The 22,348-nt window shown below is 68.5% G+C and carries 16 protein-coding genes and 2 pseudogenes; 14 read left to right on the top strand and 4 right to left on the bottom strand.

The window, feature by feature from the left end; genetic code table 11:
* The first annotated feature begins 140 nt into the window (after positions 1–140).
* Positions 141–542 carry a GNAT family N-acetyltransferase gene (locus J1M36_RS09930; protein ID WP_206479257.1) on the top strand — a complete coding sequence of 134 codons (402 nt, stop codon included), beginning with the start codon at positions 141–143 and terminating at the stop codon, positions 540–542.
* Between the two features lie 292 nt (positions 543–834).
* Here J1M36_RS09930 and J1M36_RS09925 read toward each other — a convergent pair whose 3' ends face one another.
* Positions 835–1,596 carry an IclR family transcriptional regulator gene (locus tag J1M36_RS09925; RefSeq protein ID WP_206479256.1) on the bottom strand — a complete coding sequence of 254 codons (762 nt, stop codon included), beginning with the start codon at positions 1,594–1,596 and terminating at the stop codon, positions 835–837.
* A gap of 202 nt (positions 1,597–1,798) precedes the next feature.
* On the opposite strand from J1M36_RS09925, the gene J1M36_RS09920 reads away from it, so the two are divergent.
* From J1M36_RS09920 to J1M36_RS09905, 4 genes are all read left to right on the top strand, one after another.
* A complete protein-coding gene (locus J1M36_RS09920) occupies positions 1,799–3,193 on the top strand; it encodes an NAD-dependent malic enzyme (protein ID WP_206479255.1) in 1,395 nt (464 codons plus the stop codon).
* A 97-nt stretch (positions 3,194–3,290) separates the two neighbouring features.
* The gene (aceB, locus tag J1M36_RS09915) at positions 3,291–4,898 is read left to right on the top strand and encodes a malate synthase A (protein WP_206479254.1); all 1,608 of its coding nucleotides are present in this window, start codon (positions 3,291–3,293) and stop codon (positions 4,896–4,898) included.
* An 86-nt stretch (positions 4,899–4,984) separates the two neighbouring features.
* The gene (locus tag J1M36_RS09910; protein ID WP_206479893.1) at positions 4,985–6,310 is read left to right on the top strand and encodes an aldolase; all 1,326 of its coding nucleotides are present in this window, start codon (positions 4,985–4,987) and stop codon (positions 6,308–6,310) included.
* Between the two features lie 23 nt (positions 6,311–6,333).
* Complete coding sequence (locus J1M36_RS09905) at positions 6,334–7,191, top strand: bifunctional allantoicase/(S)-ureidoglycine aminohydrolase (RefSeq protein ID WP_206479253.1); 858 nt, start codon at positions 6,334–6,336, stop codon at positions 7,189–7,191.
* A 111-nt stretch (positions 7,192–7,302) separates the two neighbouring features.
* Here the strand turns inward: J1M36_RS09905 and J1M36_RS09900 are convergent, their stop codons facing one another.
* Positions 7,303–8,349 carry an NAD(P)-dependent alcohol dehydrogenase gene (locus J1M36_RS09900; protein ID WP_206479252.1) on the bottom strand — a complete coding sequence of 349 codons (1,047 nt, stop codon included), beginning with the start codon at positions 8,347–8,349 and terminating at the stop codon, positions 7,303–7,305.
* A 213-nt stretch (positions 8,350–8,562) separates the two neighbouring features.
* Between J1M36_RS09900 and J1M36_RS09895 the strand changes: the two genes are divergently transcribed.
* Positions 8,563–9,933 (top strand): NAD-dependent succinate-semialdehyde dehydrogenase, encoded by a 1,371-nt coding sequence (locus J1M36_RS09895; protein ID WP_206479251.1) that lies wholly within the window; start codon positions 8,563–8,565, stop codon positions 9,931–9,933.
* 37 nt (positions 9,934–9,970) lie between these two features.
* The gene (locus J1M36_RS09890) at positions 9,971–10,408 is read left to right on the top strand and encodes a hypothetical protein (RefSeq protein ID WP_052160891.1); all 438 of its coding nucleotides are present in this window, start codon (positions 9,971–9,973) and stop codon (positions 10,406–10,408) included.
* A 26-nt stretch (positions 10,409–10,434) separates the two neighbouring features.
* Here J1M36_RS09890 and J1M36_RS09885 read toward each other — a convergent pair.
* Positions 10,435–11,156, bottom strand: a pseudogene (locus J1M36_RS09885) (aspartate/glutamate racemase family protein).
* A gap of 99 nt (positions 11,157–11,255) precedes the next feature.
* A pseudogene (locus J1M36_RS09880) lies at positions 11,256–12,719 on the bottom strand (NCS1 family nucleobase:cation symporter-1).
* 315 nt (positions 12,720–13,034) lie between these two features.
* Here J1M36_RS09880 and J1M36_RS09875 point away from each other — a divergent pair.
* From J1M36_RS09875 to J1M36_RS09845, 7 genes are all read left to right on the top strand, one after another.
* Positions 13,035–13,820 carry a TIM barrel protein gene (locus J1M36_RS09875; RefSeq protein WP_206479249.1) on the top strand — a complete coding sequence of 262 codons (786 nt, stop codon included), beginning with the start codon at positions 13,035–13,037 and terminating at the stop codon, positions 13,818–13,820.
* An 18-nt stretch (positions 13,821–13,838) separates the two neighbouring features.
* The gene (locus tag J1M36_RS09870) at positions 13,839–14,867 is read left to right on the top strand and encodes a 2-hydroxy-3-oxopropionate reductase (protein ID WP_206479892.1); all 1,029 of its coding nucleotides are present in this window, start codon (positions 13,839–13,841) and stop codon (positions 14,865–14,867) included.
* Between the two features lie 54 nt (positions 14,868–14,921).
* Positions 14,922–16,697 carry a glyoxylate carboligase gene (gene gcl, locus J1M36_RS09865; protein ID WP_206479244.1) on the top strand — a complete coding sequence of 592 codons (1,776 nt, stop codon included), beginning with the start codon at positions 14,922–14,924 and terminating at the stop codon, positions 16,695–16,697.
* Between the two features lie 95 nt (positions 16,698–16,792).
* The gene (locus tag J1M36_RS09860) at positions 16,793–17,947 is read left to right on the top strand and encodes a glycerate kinase (protein ID WP_206479243.1); all 1,155 of its coding nucleotides are present in this window, start codon (positions 16,793–16,795) and stop codon (positions 17,945–17,947) included.
* A gap of 416 nt (positions 17,948–18,363) precedes the next feature.
* Positions 18,364–19,716 carry an allantoinase AllB gene (gene allB, locus J1M36_RS09855; RefSeq protein WP_206479889.1) on the top strand — a complete coding sequence of 451 codons (1,353 nt, stop codon included), beginning with the start codon at positions 18,364–18,366 and terminating at the stop codon, positions 19,714–19,716.
* 50 nt (positions 19,717–19,766) lie between these two features.
* Positions 19,767–21,029, top strand: coding sequence for a M24 family metallopeptidase (locus J1M36_RS09850; protein WP_206479241.1), 1,263 nt, complete (start codon positions 19,767–19,769; stop codon positions 21,027–21,029).
* Positions 21,030–21,033: 4 nt separating this feature from the next.
* On the top strand, positions 21,034–22,317 hold the full coding sequence (locus J1M36_RS09845) for a PLP-dependent aminotransferase family protein (protein WP_241247055.1): 1,284 nt from the start codon (positions 21,034–21,036) through the stop codon (positions 22,315–22,317).
* Positions 22,318–22,348: the final 31 nt, after the last annotated feature.

The raw sequence follows: 22,348 nt of genomic DNA, 5'->3' as shown, positions 1-22,348 counted from the left end.
ACCCAGGCGCCCCCACACCACCCCAACACGGGGAACGGTGCGGGGGCGCCGTCGTACCCAGACCCCTCGGTGGACCTCGCCCGCACCGTGGGCACCTTCTGTTCGCGGACGCCGACAGCGGGGCTGGGTACCGTGAGGGCATGCATGAGCTGCGGATCCGCCGGGAAACCCAGGACGACGTCCCCGCGGTGCACCGTGTCGTGGAGAGGGCGTTCGCCGAGGTCGAGTACTCCGATCAGACCGAACCCCACATCGTCGATGCGCTCCGCCGTGCCGGCGCCCTCACCGTGTCACTGGTCGCGGCGACACCGGACGTGGTCGGTCACGCGGCCGCTTCCCCGGTCACGATCAGCGATGGCACCGAGGGGTGGTTCGGCATCGGACCGGTGGCCGTGGATCCGGATCATCAGGGCCATGGAGTGGGCTCCGCGCTGATGGAGCGCCTCATCGTGGAACTTCACACGGCCGGTGCCCACGGGCCGTGCTGCTGGGAGAGCCGCAGTTCTACTCCCGATTCGGCTTCAGGGTCCTCGCCGGGTTGACCTATCCCGGCGCCCCGGCGGAGTATTTCCTAGCGTTGCCGTTGCATGATGCCCCCGTACCGAGCGGCACGGTGACGTACCACCGAGCGTTCACCGCGACGGGGCCGTGACGGGCCGGTGAACAGCACCCCATAGGACTGCCGACGAGTCGATCGGCTCGACGGCGCAACCCGGAATCACCCGACGGCGGAGGTCCAGCGTGCCCGCTCCATGACTTCTGCGTCCTGACCAGGCCACGGCCGAGTGTCGAGTTGATCCGTTCGACCCGGGACATCGTCCCCGGGGCGTGCGCTCAGCCGGCCTGGGCCAACTGACCGCACAGCCGCTCGGCGGCCTCACGCAACAGGGGCACGGCGCGGTCGCCGAAGTCCCAGTCCACGCGGGACGTGGGCCCGGACACCGAGATCGCGGTGGGGGTGGGGGCATCCGGCAGGGCCATGGAGAAGCAGCGCACGCCGATCTCCTGTTCCTCGTCGTCCACGGCGTAGCCGCGTTCCCGGATCTTCTCGAGATCGGCGAGCAGCTCGTCCACGGTCCCGAGGCTCTTCTCGGTGGGGGTGGGCATCCCCATGGACGCCACGATGGACACGACCTGCTGTTCGGGCAGGGTCGCCAGGATCGCTTTGCCCACACCGGTGTCGTGCACGTGGGCGCGCCGGCCCACCTCGGTGAACATGCGCATGGACCGGGAGGACTGCGCTTGACCCACGTAGACCACCATGTGACCGTCCAGCACCGCCATGTTGGCGGACTCCCCCAATTCGTTCACGAGCCCCTGCAGGACGGGCTGTGCGTAGGTACCCAACTGCAGACCCGCCGCGTAGCCGAGGCGGATCAGTCCGGGACCCAGCGCGTAACTGCGATTGGGCAGCTGACGCACGTAGCCCAGCGGGATCAGGGTGCGCAGCAACCGGTGGATGGTGGGCAGCGGAAGATCCGCCCGGGATGCGAGCTCGCTGAGCGAGGACTCCCCTCCGGACGCGGTGATGATGTTGAGCAGGTCGAAGACCCGCTCCACGGATTGCACGCCGCCCGCACTCTTGCCTTCGGCCATGGCCGTTCTCCCTCTGCTGCCGGAGCGATCACCGCCCCGCGTGGGGTCGCGTACGGTGACCGCAATGTGAAACAAGTCTCACGAAGACCTTGTCATGCCTCGTACTCTACGCCTAGGATTCGATTAATGGAATTTATTTTCCACAATACGGATATGTAGTGGGCCACCGCGGTTCCGCTCGACTCGGAAGGAAACCCGTCACATGGCGACTCCCAGCCCCGGCTACTCCATGGTCCTGCGCGTGGAAGCGCCCGCGACCTTCAACTCCACGAGTGAGATCACCACCGCGGCGGCCGCCGCCGGTGCCCAGGTGACCGCACTGGACATCGTGGAGTCCTTCCCCAACAGCGTCGTCGTGGACATCAGCTGCAACGTGTCCAACGCCGAGCACCGCGACGAGGTGCGCGACGCGCTCAACGCCCTGGACGGCGTCAAGGTCCACAAGATCTCCGACCGCACCTTCCTGATCCACCTGGGCGGCAAGATCGAGGTCACCCCGCGCGTGTCCCTGCGCAACCGTGACGACCTCTCCCGCGCCTACACCCCGGGCGTGGCCCGCGTGTGCATGGCCATCCACGAGAACCCCGAGGACGCCCGGCGGCTGACCGTCAAGCGCAACACCGTGGCCGTGGTCACGGACGGCACCGCGGTGCTGGGCCTCGGTGACATCGGACCCGCCGCGGCCCTGCCGGTCATGGAGGGCAAGGCCGCCCTGTTCAAGGCCTTCGCGGACGTGGACGCGTGGCCCGTGTGCCTGGACACCAAGGACACCGAGGAGATCATCTCGATCGTCAAGGCCATGGCACCCGTCTACGGCGGCGTGAACCTCGAGGACATCGCCGCACCGCGCTGCTTTGAGATCGAGGCCCGCCTGCGCGAGGAGCTCGACATCCCCGTGTTCCACGACGACCAGCACGGCACCGCGATCGTGACCCTGGCCGCCCTCTACAACGCCCTGCGCGTGGTGGGCAAGAACATCGAGGACGTCACGGTGGTCGTCTCCGGCGTGGGCGCCGCGGGCCACGCGATCATCCAGTTGCTGCTCGCCAACGGCGTGGCCAACGTGATCGCGTGTTCACGCAACGGCGCGATCCACTCGGGTGAGAGCTACACCGATTCCCACCGGCAGTGGATCGCGGAGAACACCAACAAGGACAACTTCTCGGGCTCCCTCAAGGAGGCCGTGGCGGGCGCGGACGTGTTCATCGGCGTCTCCGCCCCCAACGTCCTGGACGGCAACGACATCGCGACCATGGCCGACGACGCCATCGTCTTCGCCATGGCCAACCCGGATCCCGAGGTCCACCCCGTGGAAGCCGCCGAGCACGCGGCCGTGGTGGCCACCGGTCGCTCGGACTTCCCGAACCAGATCAACAACGTGCTGGCCTTCCCCGGGCTCTTCCGCGGGCTGCTGGACGCGGGTGCTTCCGACATCACCTCGGAGATGCTCGTGGCCGCTGCGAAGGCTATTGCCGATTGCGTGCACGAGGACGAGCGCAACGCGAGCTTCATCGTCCCCAGCGTGTTCGACCAGAACGTCGCCCCGGCCGTGGCCGAGGCCGTGAAGTCCGTGGCAGAGGCCTCCCAGGCCGGCTGACGGGAACGACCGGGTGCGGCGGCGTCGTACCGAGTGCAGGGCCTGCCGCACCCGCAATGAGCAGTACAAATTACACCGAAAATCCAGGAGGCAACCCATGAGCATCACCCACAACACACCCGACAACATCCCCGCCGCGAACGAGATCCTCTCATCCGACGCCCTCGCATTCGTGGAGGCGCTGCACGAGAAGTTCGCGGACCGTCGTGAGGAGCTGCTCGGCAAGCGCGAGACCGCCCGCGCGAAGGCCGCCGAGAGCAGCACCATGGACTTTCTCCCGGAGACGCGCGAGGTTCGGGAAGGCGACTGGAAGGTCGCCCCGGCCCCCGCGGCCCTGCAGGACCGGCGCGTGGAGATGACCGGACCGGCGTCGCCCGCGAAGATGGCCATCAATGCCCTGAACTCCGGCGCCAAGGTGTGGCTCGCGGACCTCGAGGACGCCGCCTCCCCCAGCTGGGCCAACCAGGTGGACGCGATCGCCAACCTGCGCGACGCCGCCCGCGGCACCCTGGGCTTCACCTCCCCGGAGGGCAAGGAGTACAAGCTCCGCGAGGACGTGCCCCTGGCCGTGGTGGTCATGCGCCCGCGCGGCTGGCACCTGCCCGAGTACAACATCACGGTCAACGGGAAGACCGGTTCCGGTTCCCTCACGGACTTCGGGCTGCACTTCTTCCATACGGCGAAGCAGCTGATCGAGAACGGCCAGGGGCCGTACTACTACCTGCCCAAGATGGAGTCCTATCTGGAGGCGCGACTGTGGAACGACGTGTTCACGTTCGCGGAGGACTACCTGGGCATCGAGCACGGCACCGTCCGCGCGACCGTGCTGATCGAGACCATCCCCGCCGCGTTCCAGATGGACGAGATCCTCTACGAGCTGCGGGACCACGCCTCCGGGCTCAACGCCGGACGCTGGGACTACCTGTTCTCCATCATCAAGTACTTCCGCGACGCCGGGGAGAAGTTCATCCTGGCGGACCGCTCCGCCGTGACCATGACCGCTCCCTTGATGCGCGCGTACACGGACCTGCTGGTGCAGACGTGCCACAAGCGCGGCGCGTTCGCGATGGGTGGCATGGCCGCGTTCATCCCGTCCCGCAAGGATGAGGAGGTCAACCGGGCCGCCTTCGAGAAGGTCCGCAACGACAAGACCCGCGAGGCCAATGACGGCTTCGACGGCTCGTGGGTGGCCCACCCGGACCTCGTGCCCGTGTGCCAGGAGGTCTTCGACGGCGTGCTCGGCGAGAAGCCCAACCAGGTGGACCACCAGCGCCCCGAGGTCTCCGTGAGCGCGCAGGACCTGCTCGACGTGCCCTCGGCCGGCGATCAGCGCACCGAGGCCGAGCTCAACGCCAACCTCTACGTGGCCATTCGCTACATCGCGGTATGGCTGTCCGGCAACGGCGCGGTGGCCATCCACAACCTCATGGAGGACGCCGCCACCGCGGAGATCTCCCGCTCCCAGATCTGGCAGCAGATCAAGAACGGCGTGGTCTACTCCGACACCGGCAACACCGCCACCCGGGAACTGGTCTCGGACGCGCTCGACAAGCAGCTCGAGGTCCTGCGCGGCGAGATCGACGCCGAGAACTACGAGAAGTGGTTCGTGCCCGCGGGCAAGCTGATCTCCGACATGGTCCTGACCGAGGACTACCCGGACTTCCTCACGCTGCCCGCGTACGACCTCATGGAAGGAAACAAGTGAGCCAACCCGTGACCGCGGCGCCCACCGCCGCTCACCCGGACCCCGCCACGACCGCCGAGCGCGGCGTGGCGGGGGCCACCCCGGCCCTGCCCGAGAGCTTCTACCGCCGCGCGGACCACGTTCTCGCCGGCACCGACGCCGACCTCGCCCGCTTCTACCCTGGCGACGCCGGCGCGCGCCAACCGATCCACACGTGCTACATCCCCGCGGACCTCGTCACCGTGGACACGCCCACCCAGTGGGGTGCCGCCGCACTGTCCGCCGCCGACGCCGCCGGGGGCCTCTCCGCGCTGGCCGAACTCGCCGGGGTGGACGCCGCCACGCCCGACGACCTCGTGGATCGCGTGAGCCGCAAACTGCACGACGAGCCCATCGAGGACCTGCGCCTGGACCTCGAGGACGGTTACGGCGAGCGCCCCGACCACGAGGAGGACGCCGCGGCCGTCGAGGCGGCCCGCACCGTGGCCGCCTTCGCCCGCAACCGCGCCGACGGTTCCGCCCCGGCCCCCGCGTTCGCCGGGATCCGGTTCAAGTGCCTCGAGGCGGCCACGCGCGCTCGCGGCCTGCGCACCCTGGACCTCTTCCTGAGCACTCTCGTGCGCGAGGGCGGTCTCAAGGACGCCGGGATCAGCGCGGACGGACTGCCCGAGGGCCTCGTACTCACGTTGCCCAAGGTCTCCTCGGTGGAACAGGTGCGCGTGATGGTCGAGGTGTGCCTGGCACTCGAGGATGCACTGGACCTGCCCACGGGTCGGTTGCGCTTCGAGATCCAGATGGAGACGCCTCCCATGATCCTGGGTCTCGACGGGACGTGCCCCATCCCGGCCATGCTGCGCGCCGCCGAGGGCCGGGTCTCTTCCCTGCACTACGGCACGTACGACTACTCGGCCTCGCTCGGGATCTCCGGGCAGTTCCAGTCCATGGAGCACCCCGCGGCGGACCACGCCAAGAACGTCATGCAGGTGGCCGTGGCCGGCACCGGGGTGCACCTCTCGGACGGTTCCACCAACAAGCTCCCCGTGGGTGACGCCGCCCAGCGCCGCGAGACCTGGGCGTTGCACTCCCGCCTAGTCCGCCGCTCGCTCGAGCGCGGTTTCTACCAGGGCTGGGACCTGCACGCCCACCAGCTGCCCACGCGCTACCTCACCAACTACGCGTTCTACCGGGACGCGTTCGACGACGCCGCCACACGTCTCGTCGCGTACGCCGGCCGCTCCGTACCGGGGATCGAGGCCGCGGACGTGGCCGACGAACCCGCGACCGCCCGCGCCCTGGCCCGCTACGTGGTGCGCGGTGTGCTGTGCGGTGCCGTGGGCGAGGACGAACTGCGCGCCGCGGGGTTGGACCCGCACACGGTGCGCGCCGTGGCCAACCCGGGTGCAGCGTCGTCGTCCACCCCGGGAACCGAGTAAGCCCGCCAGACAGGAGAACGACCATGAGTGAACGCACGTACTGGGCCACCCACGGGGGTCACCCGCCGCAGACGGACCTGCTGACCGACCGCGCCATGTTCCGGGAGGCGTACGCGGTGATCCCCCGCGGGACGCAACGGGACATCGTGACCTCGTTCCTGCCGTTCTGGGACGACACCCGATTGTGGGTGCTCGCGCGACCGCTCACCGGTTTCGCGGAGACCTTCTCGCAGTACCTCGTGGAGGTGGCACCCGGGGGCGGCTCCGACAAGCCCGAGGACGACCCGGACGCCGAGTCCGTGCTGTTCGTGATGAAGGGTTCCCTGGAGCTGACCCTGGGTGATGAACCCGGGGACGACGACACCCACGTGCTCGAACCCGGCGGGTACGCGTTCATCGCGCCCGGCGAGACCTGGACCGCGCACAACCGCGGTTCCGAACCCGCCCGGTTCATGTGGATCCGCAAGCGCTACCAGCGCGTGGCCGGCCTCGAGAAGCCCACGTCCTTCGTGACCAACGAGCAGGACATCGAGCCCACCCCCATGCCCGGGACCGAGGGCCGCTGGGCCACCACACGGTTCGTGGACCAGGCCGACCTGCGCCACGACATGCACGTGACCATCGTGACGTTCCTGCCAGGCGGGATCATCCCCTTCGCGGAGACCCACGTGATGGAACACGGGCTCTACGTGCTCGAAGGGCAGGCCGTGTACCGGCTCAACGAGGACTGGGTGGAGGTCCAGGAGGGCGACTTCATGTGGCTGCGCGCCTTCTGCCCCCAGGCCTGCTACGCCGGTGGGCCCAAGCCGTTCCGGTACCTGCTGTACAAGGACGTCAACCGCCACGCGCCGCTCACACTGGGAGGGCACGCGGGGCGGTGACACCCCACCCCGCATGACCGCGGACCGCCGGGCGCGAGGACTCGTGCCCGGCGCATCCCTCCTCCTCCCCGATCGTCCGGGGCGCCGTGGCCCGCACGGTGGCGCGGGGCCTCAGATGGTCTTCGCGTCGATCACGAAGCGATAGCGCACGTCCGAGTCCACCACGCGGTCGTAGGCCTCGTTGATGTCCTCGGCGCTGATCAGCTCGATCTCCGCGGTGACACCGTGTTCGGCGCAGAAGTCCAGCATCTCCTGGGTCTCGCGGATGCCGCCGATGTTGGAGCCCGTGAGGGACTTGCGGCCGCCGATGAGCGAGCCCGCGCTGACCTCCAGGGCCTCGGTGGGCAGCCCCAGCAGGACCATGGCACCGTGCGGGCGCAGGGTGGCCATGAACTCCTGCACGTCCACGTGGGCGGAGACGGTGTTGATGATGACGTCGAACTCGCCCTTGTGGTTCTTGAGGGCCTCGGGATCCTCCTTGCGGGCGATCCAGTCGGTGGCGCCGAAGCGACGGCCGTCCTCCTCCTTGGAGCGGGTCTGGCTGATCACGGTGACCTCCGCGCCCATGGCGGCGGCAAGCTTCACGGCCACGTGGCCCAGACCGCCCATGCCCACCACGGCCACCTTGGAGCCCTCGGTGACGCCCCACGTCCGTAGCGGGGAGTACGTGGTGATGCCCGCGCACAGCAACGGCGTGGTCGCGGCCGGGTCCAGGTTCTCGGGGATGTGCAGCGCGAAGGCCTCGGAGACGAGGATTTCGGTCGAGTACCCGCCGTCGGTGGGGCGCCCGTCGAAGCGGTCCTTGCCGTTGTAGGTGCCCACGGCCTTCGGACAGTTGTTCTCCTCGCCCTTCAGGCACCACTCGCACTCGCGGCAGGAGTCGACCAGGCAGCCGATGCCCGCGCGCTCGCCGACCGAGAACTTCGTGACCTCGGAACCGACCTCGGTGACGCGGCCGATGATCTCGTGTCCCGGGACCATGGGGAACTCGATCGGTCCCCACTCCTCGCGCACGGTGTGGATGTCGGAGTGGCAGATGCCGGCGAACTCGATTTCGATGCGGATATCGTCCGGGCGCAGGTCCCGGCGCTTGATAGTGCCCTTCTCCAGCGGGGCGTCGGAGGCGACGGCCTGGTAGGCAGCAACATTGGTAGTCATGGGCCGTGACTCTAGACCCCCGCCGTGGCCTTGTCACGTCACTCCTTTCACAAGGGACCATGTCCGCAGACAGAACAACATGGACCCGGCCGTTGTTCGCCCAGCCCATCCTCGAATGCCCCACCGTGTGGGGCGTTTCGAGGAGCCGGGAATATCCGCGGACACCTCCCCGCTGTTATTGATGAGTTTCATCGAGATGAGTGAGGAGTCATCATGGCTTTCCGTACGGAGAATCCCGCCACCGGCATTGTGGAGCAGGAGTTCACCTCGGCCACCGATGCTGATGTCACCCGCGCGATCGAGCGCGCCGACACCGCGTTCGCCTCCTGGCGCAAGACCCCGGCCGCTGACCGCGCCAAAGCGCTGGCCGGTGTCGCCCAGGCGTTCCAGGACCGCGGGGACGAGCTCGCGCGCGTGATCAGCACCGAGATGGGCAAGCCCTTCGCCCAGGCGCAGGACGAGGTCGCACTCTCGGCATCGATCTACCAGTGGTACGCCGACCACGGCGAGGGCCTGCTGAAGGAGGAGACCCTGGACGTGGGTGACGACGCCAAGTCCGTGGTCGTCACCGAGCCCATCGGTGTGCTCATGGGTGTCATGCCGTGGAACTTCCCGCAGTACCAGGTGGCGCGTTTCGCGGCCCCGAACCTCATGTTGGGCAACACCGTTCTGCTCAAGCATGCCTCCATCTGCGCCCGGACGGGTGAGCTGATCGAGGAAATCCTGCACGCCGCGGGTATCCCGGAGGACGCCTACATCAACCTGTTCGTGAGCACCGACCAGGTGACCACGATCATCGAGGACCCGCGAGTGCGGGGCGTGTCCCTGACCGGCAGCGAGGGTGCAGGTGCCGCGGTGGCCACCACGGCCGCACAGAACCTGAAGAAGAGCGTTCTGGAGCTCGGCGGCTCCGACCCGCTGATCGTGCTCGACGACGTGGACGTGAAGGAGACCGCCACGACCGTGGCGACGGCGCGGATGAGCAACGCAGGCCAGGCCTGCAACTCGCCCAAGCGCATCCTGGTGCCCGCCGGCATGTTCGACGAGTTCGTGCAGACGGTCGTCGAGAGCGTCGAGGGCATGCCGGTGGGGGACCCGCTGGCGGAGGGCACCAAGATCGGCCCCCTGTCCTCCGTGCAGGGCCGCGACGACGCCGTGTCCCAGGTCGAGCGCGCGGTAGAGCAGGGTGCGACCCTGCACACCGGTGGTAGGGCTCTGGATAAGGACGGGGCGTGGATGTCCCCGGCAGTGCTGACCGGTGTGACCCGGGAGATGGATGCGTTCAAGGAGGAGATCTTCGGCCCGGTGGCGGTGATCTACTCCTACGACTCGGTGGACGAGGCGGTGGAGATCGCCAACGACTCCGACTTCGGTCTCTCCGGCTCCGTGTGGAGCAAGGATGAGGCGAAGGCTGAGGAAGTCGCGCGTCGTCTGGAGGTGGGCATGGCCTACATCAACGAGCACGCGACGACGAAGGCGGGCCTGCCCTTCGGCGGCGTGCGCCGCTCCGGCTACGGCCGTGAGCTGGGCCGCTGGGGCTTCACCGAGTTCGCCAACACCAAGCTGGTGCGCGTCGCCGGCTGACACCCGCCCGGCGCCCACCACGAGAGAGGTTTGCACTATGGCTCGCATTACCAAGGCTCTGCAGTCCCTGACCGCACCGTCTCCCAAGCCCACTGCGACGGAGACGGCAGCGCGCCTGGCCCTGGGAGCGTTCATGTCCACCGCGGGCATATCCCACCTGACCTTTGCCCGGGAGGACTTCCAGGCACAGGTTCCGGACTGGTTCCCCATGGACAAGGACACCGTGGTTCTGGCCTCCGGTGTGGTGGAGATCGCCTTTGGTGCCGCACTGTTGGCGCTGCCCAGGCAGCGCGCAGCCGTGGGCGCCGGTCTGGCCGCGTTCTACGCCGCGATCTTCCCCGGCAACATCAGCCAGTACGCCGAGCGGCACGACGCATTCAATCTGGACACTGATGCCAAGCGGCTGGCCCGGCTGTTCGGTCAACCGGCCTTGATCGCCGCGGCCCTCCGGGCCGGGGGCTTCCCCCGGAAGTAGTCGGAAGCGCAGGACGCGAGCCGACCTCACCGCCCGAACGGGAAACCCTTCAGGTCCTTCGGCAGAGGGTTCGCGTATGTGCGGACCTTGGAGGTCCTCAGCCCCAGCCACACCAGCGACTGCGCCACGGTGACCGCAGCAGCCACGCCGTCCGTCACGTGCACGCCGCACCACTCGAGCACGGCGTGCTCAAGGGCGGCCATCCCGCCGCAGCCGAGGACAACCACCTCGGCTGCGGCCCTGTTCGATGGCCCGCTGCGCTTCAGCGACGATCGTCTCGACCGCCGCGTTCTCATCCCGCTCCAGGTCCAGCGCGGAGGTGTTCGACGCCCGCACGGACGCGCAGCGCTCCATCAACCCGGCCAGCCGCAACCGGTCCTCGATGAGCGGCACGGTGCGGCCCAGGGTGCTCACTCCCGGTGTAGCTGCGCCTCATGAAGATGGCAATGGAAGCGGCCGCCTCGGGATGTCCACGACGGGCTGGTCGAGGATCTCCTGCAGACCTTCCCGCCGGTGCTCGCCGAACCTGGCCTGGATCACAGGGTCGAAGGGCGGGTCGTAGGTCAGCACCGCGTCCATCACCCCCACCGCGGCGAGGTAGGACTCCACGTTCCCTTCGCACGACGGCGCCGAATGTGGGCGTGAGCCCCACGATCTCCACGCCGGGCTCGGCCACGGCGCGCGGGGCCTCCGCAATGGACTCGGTCATGGAGGGTGTGATGTTCATGTTGTCGGTCAGGATGCGCATCATGTCCTCCTGGGGACGGGGCATGGAACGGGAGCGGGCGGGTCGCCGTGGTGGGTGCGCGGCATCGCATCCGGACCCACCGGGCGGGAACGGGACGGATCAGTGGGTCGTGGCCACGGAGATGGCCTCGCCGTGCTGGTCCGTGTACTGCACGTGCTTCTTGGCAGTGACCAGGTAGCACAGGGCGCCCAGGCCGGCGCCGATGAACCACGAGAACTCGCTCGCGCCCGTGAAGGTGGGCAGCAGGGCGACCGCGAGGGACGCGAGTGCGGCGGGTACGAACGCCGCGATGGCGCGGGGGTTCACGCCGCCGCGGTAGTAGTACGCGCCGTCGTTCGTGTCGATGTAGAGCTGCGGGACGTTGACCTTGGAACGGCAGATGATCCAGTAGTCCACCATGATGATCCCGAACAGCGGGCCGAGCAGTGCGCCCAGACCACCCAGGAAGTAGACGATCACCACGGGTGAGTTGTAGAGGTTCCACGGCAGGATGACCAGACCGATCACAGCGGAGAGGATCGCGGCCTTCTGGAAGTTGAGCTTGCGCGGGAACATGTTGGTCAGCGCGTAAGTGGGCGCCACGAAGGTGGCCATGAGGTTCACGGCCACCGTGAGGATCAGCAACGGAAGGGACGCGAGCACGAGCAGCACAGTGGAAGGGATGGTCTGCACGATGTCCGCGGGGGACCTGATGATCTGCCCGTCCAGCTTGAACTGGGCCCCGGCGAAGGACACCACGATCAGCCCGAACAAGAACATGTTGATGGGGATGCCCCAGAAGTTGCCGCGCACGATCGCCCCACGGCTCTTGGCGGAGCGGGTGAAGTCGCAGAAGTTCAGTACGAACGTGCCGTAGATGGACACCCACAGTGCGCCGCCGCCCAGGATGTGCAGCCACATCTGCGCGCCGGTGAGGGGGTTGTCGGTGCTCCATGCGATCGAGAAGTCCACGCGGGCGAGCATTCACACCGCGAGCGCGACCATGGTGATGAGGATGATGGGTCCGGCGAACGCCTCGTACTTGCGGATCATCTCCATGCCGTAGCACACGATGATCACCTGGATGATCCACAGCACCATGAAGCTGATCCAGCCCAGGGTGGACAGTCCCAGGATGCTGTTCCCGTCCAGGGGTGCGAGGGACGGCACGAGGGCGATCAGCATGACGCGCAGCACCACGGACGCCAGGTAGGTCTGGATCCCGAACCACGCGATGGCCACGATCCCGCGCACGGCGGCGGGAAGCTGCGCACCGTGCACGCCGAAGGAGATCCGGCTCATCACGGGGTAGGGCACACCGGTCTTGTAACCCATGAACCCGGACATGCACAGCAGCACGAACAACAGCAGCGCACCCACGCCCAGCGCGGTGAGCACCTGCCACGCCCCGAGCCCCAGGGCGAAGAGCCCGATCGCGAACGAGTAGTTGCCCAGGGAGCGCACGTCGTTGGCCCACAGCGTGAAGATGCTTTACGCGCTCCACGTGCGGCAGTGACGGCTCGTGGGCGCCAGGTCCACCTTGTAGAGCCGGTCACTCGTGTCCGGGGGTGGCTCCACGGCCACGGGGCGCGGTTCGTAGACGCGCCCGGGGACGGGGCGGCCGGCCACCGCGTCCGAGGTGCGGGGGAAGTCCTGAGTACTCATGCGTGCTCCTTCTCGGGTGCGGGTCTGGGGGTGCGACGGGCCCGCCACCGTTGCGTGGCTGTGTTCCGTGTCACGCGTTCGCACCGCGCAGGGTAAAAGATCTCACACAACGGGTTGACGTGCATCACATTCCACCATACAGTTTTTCACAAGACAGAAGTTAGATTCCACAATACGAAACAAGTGGCGCCAGGCGCCGGGAATCGAACCACACGAGCCACCAGGAGGAACCCCGTGACCTACACCGTCAACGCATCCATCTTGCTGACCGACCTGCCCGTCAACGAGCGCCCCGCCGCCGTGGCCGAGAACGGTTTCACCCGCGCGGAGTTCTGGTGGCCGTTCCCCACGCCCACCCCCTCGGACGCCGAGATCCAGGAGTTCGTGGACGCGCTCGAGAACGCGGGCGTGCAGCTGACCGGGCTGAACTTCTACGCCGGTGACATGCCCGGCGGCGAGCGCGGTGTGCTCTCCCAGCCCGCGCGTTCGGACGAGTTCCGCGCCAACATCGACGCCGTGGTGCGGATCGCCCGCGCCACCGGGTGCAAGGCGTTCAACGCGCTCTATGGCAACCGTGTGGAGGGTGAGGACGCCGCGGAGCAGGACCGGATCGGCGTCGAGAACCTGCAGCGCGCGGCGGACGCGGTGGCCGAGTTCGGCGGAGTAGTCCTGCTCGAGCCCGTGTCCGGGACCGAGGCGTACCCGCTCAAGACCGCCGCGGACGCCCTCGCGATCATGGAGAAGGTGGACCGGGACAACGTCAAGCTGCTCGCGGACTTCTACCACTTGTCCGTCAACGGCGACGACGTGGAGCGCGTCATCGAGGAGCACGCCGCAGACTTCGGTCACATCCAGATCGCGGACGACCCCGGTCGTAACGAGCCGGGCACGGGTGACCTGCCGCTCGAGCAGTGGATCGACCGCTCCCGCGAGCTCGGCTATTCCGGGCCCGTGGGCCTCGAGTACAAGGCCTCGCAGGACGACCCCTTCGCGTGGCTCCCGCGCGAGAAGCGCGCCTGAGCGGACTCCCCGCAGCAGATTTCCGCAGCGCGCGCCGTCGCCCTCCGCGTACCCGGGAAGGTACGACGACGCCGCCCCGCCGGGCACCGCGCCCGGTCCCGCAACAGCACGACACCAGCAGCACAGCACCACCACGAACTTCCCAAGGAGAACCACATGACGAACATCGCAGTGATCGGACTGGGCATCATGGGCCTTCCGATGGCCAAGAACCTGGTGACCGCGGGTCACACCGTGACCGGGTACAACCGCTCCCCCGAGAAGGCCCAGGAGCTCGCGCAGGCGGGTGACACCGCGGCGTCGTCGGTCGCCGAGGCCGTCAATGACGCCGAGGTGATCATCACCATGGTCCCGGACTCCCCGGACGTCCAGGCCGTGGTGGAGGGCGAGGACGGCGTGTTCGCCAACGCCCCGCAGGGTGCCCTGTGGATCGATGCCTCCACGATCCGCCCGGACGTGGCCGTGAACCTGGCCGAGTCCGCCCGCAACGCCGGCATCCGTCCCCTGGACGCCCCCGTTTCCGGCGGTGAGCAGGGCGCGATCGACGCCGCGCTGTCCATCATGGTGGGCGGCGAGAAGGCCGATTTCGACGCCGCGCAGGAGGTCCTGGGCGGGGTGGGCAAGACCATCGTGCACGTGGGCCCCTCGGGCTCGGGCCAGACGGTCAAGGCCGCCAACCAGCTCATCGTGGCCGGCAACATCCAGCTGCTCGCGGAGGCCACGGTCTTCCTCGAGGCCTACGGAGTGGACACGGACGCCGCACTCAAGGTCCTGGGCGGGGGCCTGGCCGGCTCCAAGGTCCTGGACCAGAAGGGGCAGAAGATGCTGGACCGCAACTTCGAACCCGGTTTCCGCCTGGCCTTGCACAACAAGGACATGGGCATCGTCACCGCCGCGGCCCGTGAGGCCGGCGTGACCATCCCGCTCGGCGCCGTGGTGGCCCAGCTGATCTCCGCCCTCGTGGCGCGCGGGGACGGCGGGCTGGACCACTCGGGCCTGTTCAAGCTCGCGAACGAACTCTCCGGCGGGGACTCCGCCCAGAAGTAACCTCCCGGCCACGGCGGCCCGGCGGTACGAGACCAGATTTCCAAGGAGAACATCATGACCAAGATGCGTACGGTGGACGCCATTGTCGCCATCCTGAAGAAGGAGGGTGCGACCGAGGCGTTCGGTCTGCCCGGCGCCGCCATCAACCCGTTCTACTCGGCCATGCGCAACGACGGCGGGATCCGGCACACGCTGGCCCGTCACGTGGAGGGCGCGTCCCACATGGCGGACGGCTACACCCGTTCCGCTCCTGGCAACATCGGGATCTGTGTGGGCACCTCCGGCCCGGCCGGCACCGACATGATCACCGGCCTGTACGCCGCGATCGCCGACTCCGTGCCCATCCTGTGCATCACCGGCCAGGCGCCGGTGGCCAAGCTGCACAAGGAGGACTTCCAGGCCGTGGACATCGCCGCGATCGCCGAGCCCGTGACCAGGATGGCCGTGACCGTGCTGGAGCCGGGGCAGGTCCCAGGCACGTTCCAGCGCGCCTTCCATGAGATGCGCACCGGCCGCCCCGGTCCCGTGCTGATCGACCTCCCGTTGGACGTGCAACTGGCGGAGATCGAGTTCGACATCGACCTCTACGAGCCGCTGCCCGTGGCCAAGCCCGCCGCGACCCGCGCGCAGGCCGAGCGGATCCTGGACATGATGTTCGAATCCGAGCACCCCGTGATCGTGGCCGGCGGCGGGATCATCAACGCGAACGCGTCCGAGAAGCTCGTGGCGCTCGCCGAGACCCTGGACGTCCCCGTGATCCCCACCCTGATGGGCTGGGGCGCCATCCCGGACGACCACCCGTTGATGGCCGGGATGGTGGGGCTGCAGACCGCGCACCGCTACGGCAACGCCTCGTTCCTGGAATCGGACTTCGTGCTCGGCATCGGCAACCGCTGGGCCAACCGGCACACCGGTTCCGTGGACAAGTACACCGAGGGCCGCACGTTCGTGCACATCGACATCGAGCCCACCCAGATCGGGCGCGTCTTCGCCCCGGACCTCGGGGTCGTCTCCGACGCCGACGCCGCTCTGACCGTCCTGCTCGAGGTCGCCCGTGAGCGCAAGGAGAAGTTCTCCGTGCCCGACTACGGCGTGTGGGCCAAGGAGTGCATCGCCCGCAAGGGTCAGCTGCAGCGTAAGACGCACTTCACCGAGGTGCCCATCAAGCCGCAGCGCGTGTACGAGGAGATGAACTCGGCCTTCGGTCAGGACGTCACGTACGTGTCCACGATCGGGTTGTCGCAGATCGCCGGCGGCCAGTTCCTGCACGTGTACGGTCCGCGCCAGTGGATCAATGCGGGTCAGGCCGGCCCGCTGGGTTGGACGGGTCCCGCGGCCCTGGGTGTGGTGCGCGGTAAGCCGAACGAGACCGTGGTGGCGCTGTCCGGTGACTACGACTTCCAGTTCATGATCGAGGAACTGGCCGTGGGCGCACAGTTCAACCTGCCGTACGTCCACGTGGTGGTCAACAACTCCTACCTGGGCCTGATCCGCCAGTCCCAGCGCGGGTTCAACATGGAGCAGAACGTCTCCCTGGCCTTCGAGAACATCAACTCCCCGGAGACCCAGGGCTACGGCGTGGACCACCTCAAGGTGGTCGAGGGTCTGGGCTGCAAGGCCGTGCGCGTCACGGATCCGGACGAGCTCCAGAACGCGTTCGCCGAGGCCCGGTCCCTCGCCGCCGAGCACCGGGTGCCCGTGGTCGTGGAGGTCATCCTGGAGAAGGTCACGAACATCTCCATGGGCACGGAGCTGGACAACGTGGTGGAATTCGAGGAGCTGGCCGCTCGCGGTGAGGACGCCCCCACCGCGATCGCCCTGCTCGACTGACACGGATCGATTCCCACCAGTCCGACACACCGCGGGCCGCTCACGGATTCCGTGCGCGGCCCGCGGTTCATCCGCAGATTCTCCGGGAGGTATTCATGCGCATCGTGGTGGCACCAGACAAGTTCAAGGGTTCGGTCACGGCCGAGGAAGCGGCCGAGCACATCGCCGCCGGGATCCGTGAGGTGCTGCCCTCGGCGGATCTCACGCTGCTCCCCGTGGCCGACGGCGGTGAGGGCACCCTGGACGCCGCCGTCACCGCGGGCTACACGCGCCATGACCTCACGGTCACCGGCCCCGTGGGTGAGCCCGTGCCCGCGGCGTGGGCCCAGCTGGACGACACCGCCGTGGTGGAGATGTCCCTGGCGTCCGGGCTCGCGGCGCTGCCCCACGACGAGAACGGCGAGCCGGTCCTGGCCGCGCGCGAGGCCACGAGCCGCGGGACGGGTGAGCTGATCGCCGCCGCCCTGGACGCCGGGTGCACCCGGGTGGTCCTGGGCGTGGGCGGCAGTGCCAACACGGACGGCGGCGCGGGCATGCTCGCTGGTCTGGGTGCCCGTCTGCTCGACGCGGACGGCCACGAGATCCCCGACGGCGGCGCGGCACTCGCGCAGCTCGCCTCGGTGGACGTGTCCGGCCTGCACCCCGGCGTGGCCGCCGCGGAGTTCGTCCTCGCCGCGGACGTGGACAACCCGCTCACCGGCGAGCGCGGTGCGCCCGCGGTCTTCGGGCCGCAGAAAGGTGCCACCGAACAGGACGTCCGCGAGCTCGACGCCGCTCTGCGCACCTTCCGCGACGTCCTCGCCACCGCGCTCGGGGACTCCGCCCGCGACGCCGCGGACGCCCCCGGTGCCGGGGCGGCCGGCGGTGTGGGGTACGCCGCGCTCGCGGTGCTGGGTGCCACGCGCAGGCCGGGGATCGACGTCGTCCTGGACCTCGTGGACCTGGACGGCGCGGTGACCGGTGCGGACCTGCTGATCACCGGGGAGGGCAGCCTGGACGAACAGAGCCTGGGTGGGAAGACCCCCGTGGGCGTGCTGAATGTGGGCAAGGCCCACGGAGTGCCCGTGATCGCAGTGTGCGGACGCACCACCCTGGACCCGCAGACCCTGCGGGACACCGGCTTCCGGGCCACGCACGCGCTGTCCGATCTGGCCCCGGACGCCCGGACGTCCATGCGTGAAGCACCCCGGTTACTGCGTGAGGTGGGGCACACGGTAGCTTCTGAACCCGACACCACTTCGACCGACTGAGCGGCCCGCGCCGCCGCACTCCCGCAAAAGGACTCACCATGAACGCATCCCCGAACCAGGGCCCCAAGGACCCGGCCGAGAACTCCCGTCCCGAGGGGAACGACAAGCCCGCAGAGGACGAGAACGGCCGCACCACCGACCCGAAAGAGAACGCCCAGCGCGCCACGCAGAGCGTGAAGGCCAAGGTGGCCCGGGCGGCGTCGAACCCGGAGACGGAGGACTCCCAGCAGGACATCGCGCAGGAGAACTCGCAGCTGAGCGTGACAGAGGACCGCCGCGAGGAGGCCGAATCCGCGCGCGCGGCCCAGATCAAGCTCGCGAGCGAGGTCAACAGTGCCGAACGGGTGCGCGAACTGATCCGGACCTACAAGGCGGAGCACAAGCTCAAGGAATCGGACGAGCCCACGGAGGCCCGCATCACCGGCCATCACGATGACCAGTTCGACCTGGTGGTGCGCGGCAAGCAGGTCTCGTGCGGCGAGCACTTCTCCCCGCGCGAGGTGGGCGTGAAGAACGGCAAGATCGTGGCGATCGAGCCGCTGGGTGCGAACCTCAAGGGCGCCCGGGTCGTGGAACTCGCGGACGACGAGACCCTGATCCCCGGCCTCGTGGACACCCATGTGCACGTGAACGAACCCGGGCGCACCGAGTGGGAGGGCTTCGGCTCCGCCACGCGCGCCGCGGCCGCCGGCGGTGTGACCACGATCGTGGACATGCCCCTGAATTCCGTGCCCGCGACCGTGAACGTGCCCGCGCTCGACTACAAGCGGCTGTTCGCGCAGCAGAACGCGTTCGTGGACGTGGGGTTCTGGGGTGGCGCGATCCCCGGCAACAAGCAGGACCTGCGCCCTCTGCACGACGACGGCGTGTTCGGTTTCAAGTGCTTCCTACTGCATTCCGGGGTGGACGAGTTCCCGCACCTGGAGGCGGACGAGATGGAGGAGGCGCTCGAGGAGATCAAGACCTTCGATTCGCTGCTGATCGTGCACGCGGAGGACTCCCGCACGATCGACAAGGCACCCCAGCCCAACGGGGACGTGTACGAGAACTTCCTGAAGTCCCGCCCGCGCGGCGCGGAGAACATCGCGATCGCGGAGGTCATCGAGCGCACGCGCTGGACCGAGGCGCGCTCCCACATCCTGCACCTGTCCTCCTCGGACGCGCTGCCCATGATCGCGTCCGCCAAGCGGGACGGTCTGGACATCACGGTGGAGACGTGCCCGCACTACCTCACGTTGCTGTCCGAGGAAATCCCCAACGGCGCGACGGCGTTCAAGTGCTGCCCGCCCGTGCGCGAGGTCTCCAACCGGGAGAAGCTGTGGGAGGGTCTGTTGGACGGGACCATCGACTTCATCGTCTCGGACCACTCCCCCTCCACGCTGGATCTCAAGGACCTGGGCAACGGCGACTTCGGCGTGGCGTGGGGCGGCGTGTCCTCCCTGCAGCTCGGGCTGTCCCTGATCTGGACCGAGGCACGACGCCGCGGCGTGGGTCTGGGCCGCGTGCTGCAGTGGATGTCCACGCGCCCGGCCGAGCGCGTGGGTCTGCGTTCCAAGGGCCGACTGTCCCTGGGTTACGACGCGGACATGGCCGTGTTCGCGCAGGACGAGAGCTTCGTGGTGGATGCCAAGGCCCTCAACCACAAGAACCCCATCACGCCGTACCAGGGCAAGGTGCTCTCCGGGAAGGTCCGTAAGACCTTCGTGGGCGGCCAGGAGGTCGACTACCAGACCCCCACGGGTCGTCTGCTCGGCCGCGGCCAGGTGTGAGCCGATCGCCGGATTGTTGACAATAGGCGGATTTCTTTCAATCATGAACCATGAACTCGTGGGATGAGTCCGAGAATCATGGTTCCCCCGATCCGGTGTCCACGGATGCCGGATCGGGGTCCGCCGACGTCCGTGAGCCCCTCTTCTCCGAGCAGGAATACGCGCACCGTCTGCACCGCGTCCGCGAGAAGATGGCGCACCAGGGGCTGTCCGCCCTGATCGTCACGGATCCGGCCAACCTCTTCTACCTCACGGGCTACGACGCGTGGTCCTTCTACGTCCCGCAGATGCTGTTCGTCCCCGCCGAGGGGGACATCCTGTTGTTCCTGCGCGAGATGGACGCCCGCGGTGCCTTCCGCACGTCATGGCTCCCCGAACACCAGATCATCGGCTACCCCGAACGCTACGTGCAGCGCCCCCACCTGCACCCCTTCGACTGGGTGGCCTTCGCCCTGCGACGCCGCGGACAGATCGCCCCGTCCGCGCACGGCTGCGTGGGCCTGGAGATGGACGCCCACTTCTTCTCCCCCAAGGGTTACCGTGCGCTGGTCAACGCCATCCCCGAATGGTCGCTGGTCGACTGTTTCGAGCTGGTCAACTGGGTCCGTTCCGTGAAGTCGGACGCCGAGATCCACTACATGCACGTGGCCTCGCGGGTGACCACCGCGGCCATGACCGCGGCGATCGACGCGATCGAACCCGGGGTCCCGCAGAACAGGGTGGCCGCCCGTATCGCGGCTGCCCAGGCGGAGGGGGACGGCGACGCCTGGGGCGACTTCCCGGCCATCGTGCCCATGCTGCCCACCGGTGCATCCGCGGACACCCCCCACCTCACGTGGTCCGACCGTGTCCTGCGCAGCGGCGACGCCGTGGTGGTCGAGTTGAGCGGTGTGCACCGCCGGTACCACATCCCCCTGGCGCGCACCGTGACCCTCGGTCCCCCGAGCAATGCGATGGAGCGCTTGGAGGAGGCGGTCGCCGATGGTCTGCGCGCCGTCCTGGACGCCACGGCCGCGGGTGTGCCCATCCGTGAACTGGCGAGCGCCTGGAACTGGAAACTGGCCTCGTACGGGCTCGAGAAGCCCAGCCGTCTGGGGTACTCCGTGGGCATCGGGTACCCGCCGGACTGGGGCGAACGCACCATCAGCATCCGCTCCGAGGACGAGACGGTCCTCGAGGAGAACATGACCTTCCACCTCATTTGCGGCATGTGGATGACGGGATACGGCTACGAAGTTTCGGAGACCATCCGAGTGACCAGCACGGGGGTGGAGACCTTCACGTCCTTCCCCTGCCAGATCATCAGGAAGTGAGCTCATGACCATGACCCCGCACGTCACCACCGTCCGGTCCCTGGACCCCCGCCCCACCGCGGGCGTCTCGGGACCGGCAGCCCAGGGCCTGCTCCCGCTCGCGTCCCGCTCGGACGGACTGGTGGGCTCGGTCATCGATTCGTCCACCTCGCTGCTGGCCGCCCAGACCCACGACATCGTGCGTTTCGCGATGGGCGCTCCCGCCGCGGAGGTGATCCCCACGGAGGAGTTCCGGCGGATCGCCGGGGAGGTCCTCACGGACGCGAGTTTCACGTACGGCGCCACCGAGGGTGAACCGGACCTGATCGACACGGTCGTGAACCACTTCTCGAACGGTGCCTCCGATCCGGAGCGCATCGTGATCACCTCCGGCGGGATGCAGGGTCTGGACCTCGCGTTCAAGCTGTTCGTGGATCCCGGTGACCTGGTGGTCGTGGAGAGCCCCACCTACACCAACGGTTCCGGCACGGCGCTCAGCTACGGCGCGGACGTCCTGGAGGTCCCCGTGGACGACGACGGCATGGACGTCGACGCCCTCGAGACGCTGGTTGCGGAAACGGGCCGCACGCCCCGGATGATCTACACGATCCCCAACTTCCAGAACCCGTCCGGCACCACCCTGAGCGAGTCCCGACGACGCCGCCTGCTCGATCTCGCGCACACGTGGGGCGCCATGATCCTCGACGACGACCCGTACGGCGAACTGCGCTTCTCCGGCGATCCCGTCCCCGGGTTCCGCGAGCTCAGCCCGGACGACCCCCTGGTCTTCTCGGTGCGCACGTTCTCGAAGATCCTGGCCCCGGGCCTGCGGGTGGGCTGGGTCGACGCCGATCCCCGCCTGCGCGAGCTGCTGATCGCCGGGAAGCAGGCCATGGACACGTGCGCGAACGTCCCCGCCCAACACATCGTGGCCGAGTACATCGCCCGCGGCGGCTACGACGAGCACCTCGCCGGGTTGCGCACCGAGTACAAGCGCCGCAAGGAGGCCATGGACACCTCCATCGCCGCTCACCTGGGCGATCGAGTGCGCACCACGGACCCGGACGGCGGCTTCTTCCTGTGGGTCACCCTGCAGGGCGACGACGCACGGGTGTCCTCCTCGCGGTTGTTCGAGATCGCGCTGGCCGAGGGGGTCGCGTTCATCCCGGGCCCGGCACTCTCACCCTCGGGGCGGTTCCAGGACGCGTTCCGGCTGTGTTTCGCGTCGAGTACCCCGGAACGCATCGAGGAGGGACTGCAGCGGCTTGCGCGGGCCCTCGACATCGCCCGGGGAGAGCTCGACCGGTAGCTCCGGCCCGGCCACCTCGGTGCAGCGCCAC

The sequence above is a fragment of the Kocuria sp. KRD140 genome (genome assembly GCF_017168375.1).
GTDB lineage: Bacteria > Actinomycetota > Actinomycetes > Actinomycetales > Micrococcaceae > Kocuria > Kocuria marina.
Note: the sequence above shows the minus strand (reverse complement) of the source record. Positions and strands in the feature narration are given on the sequence as shown.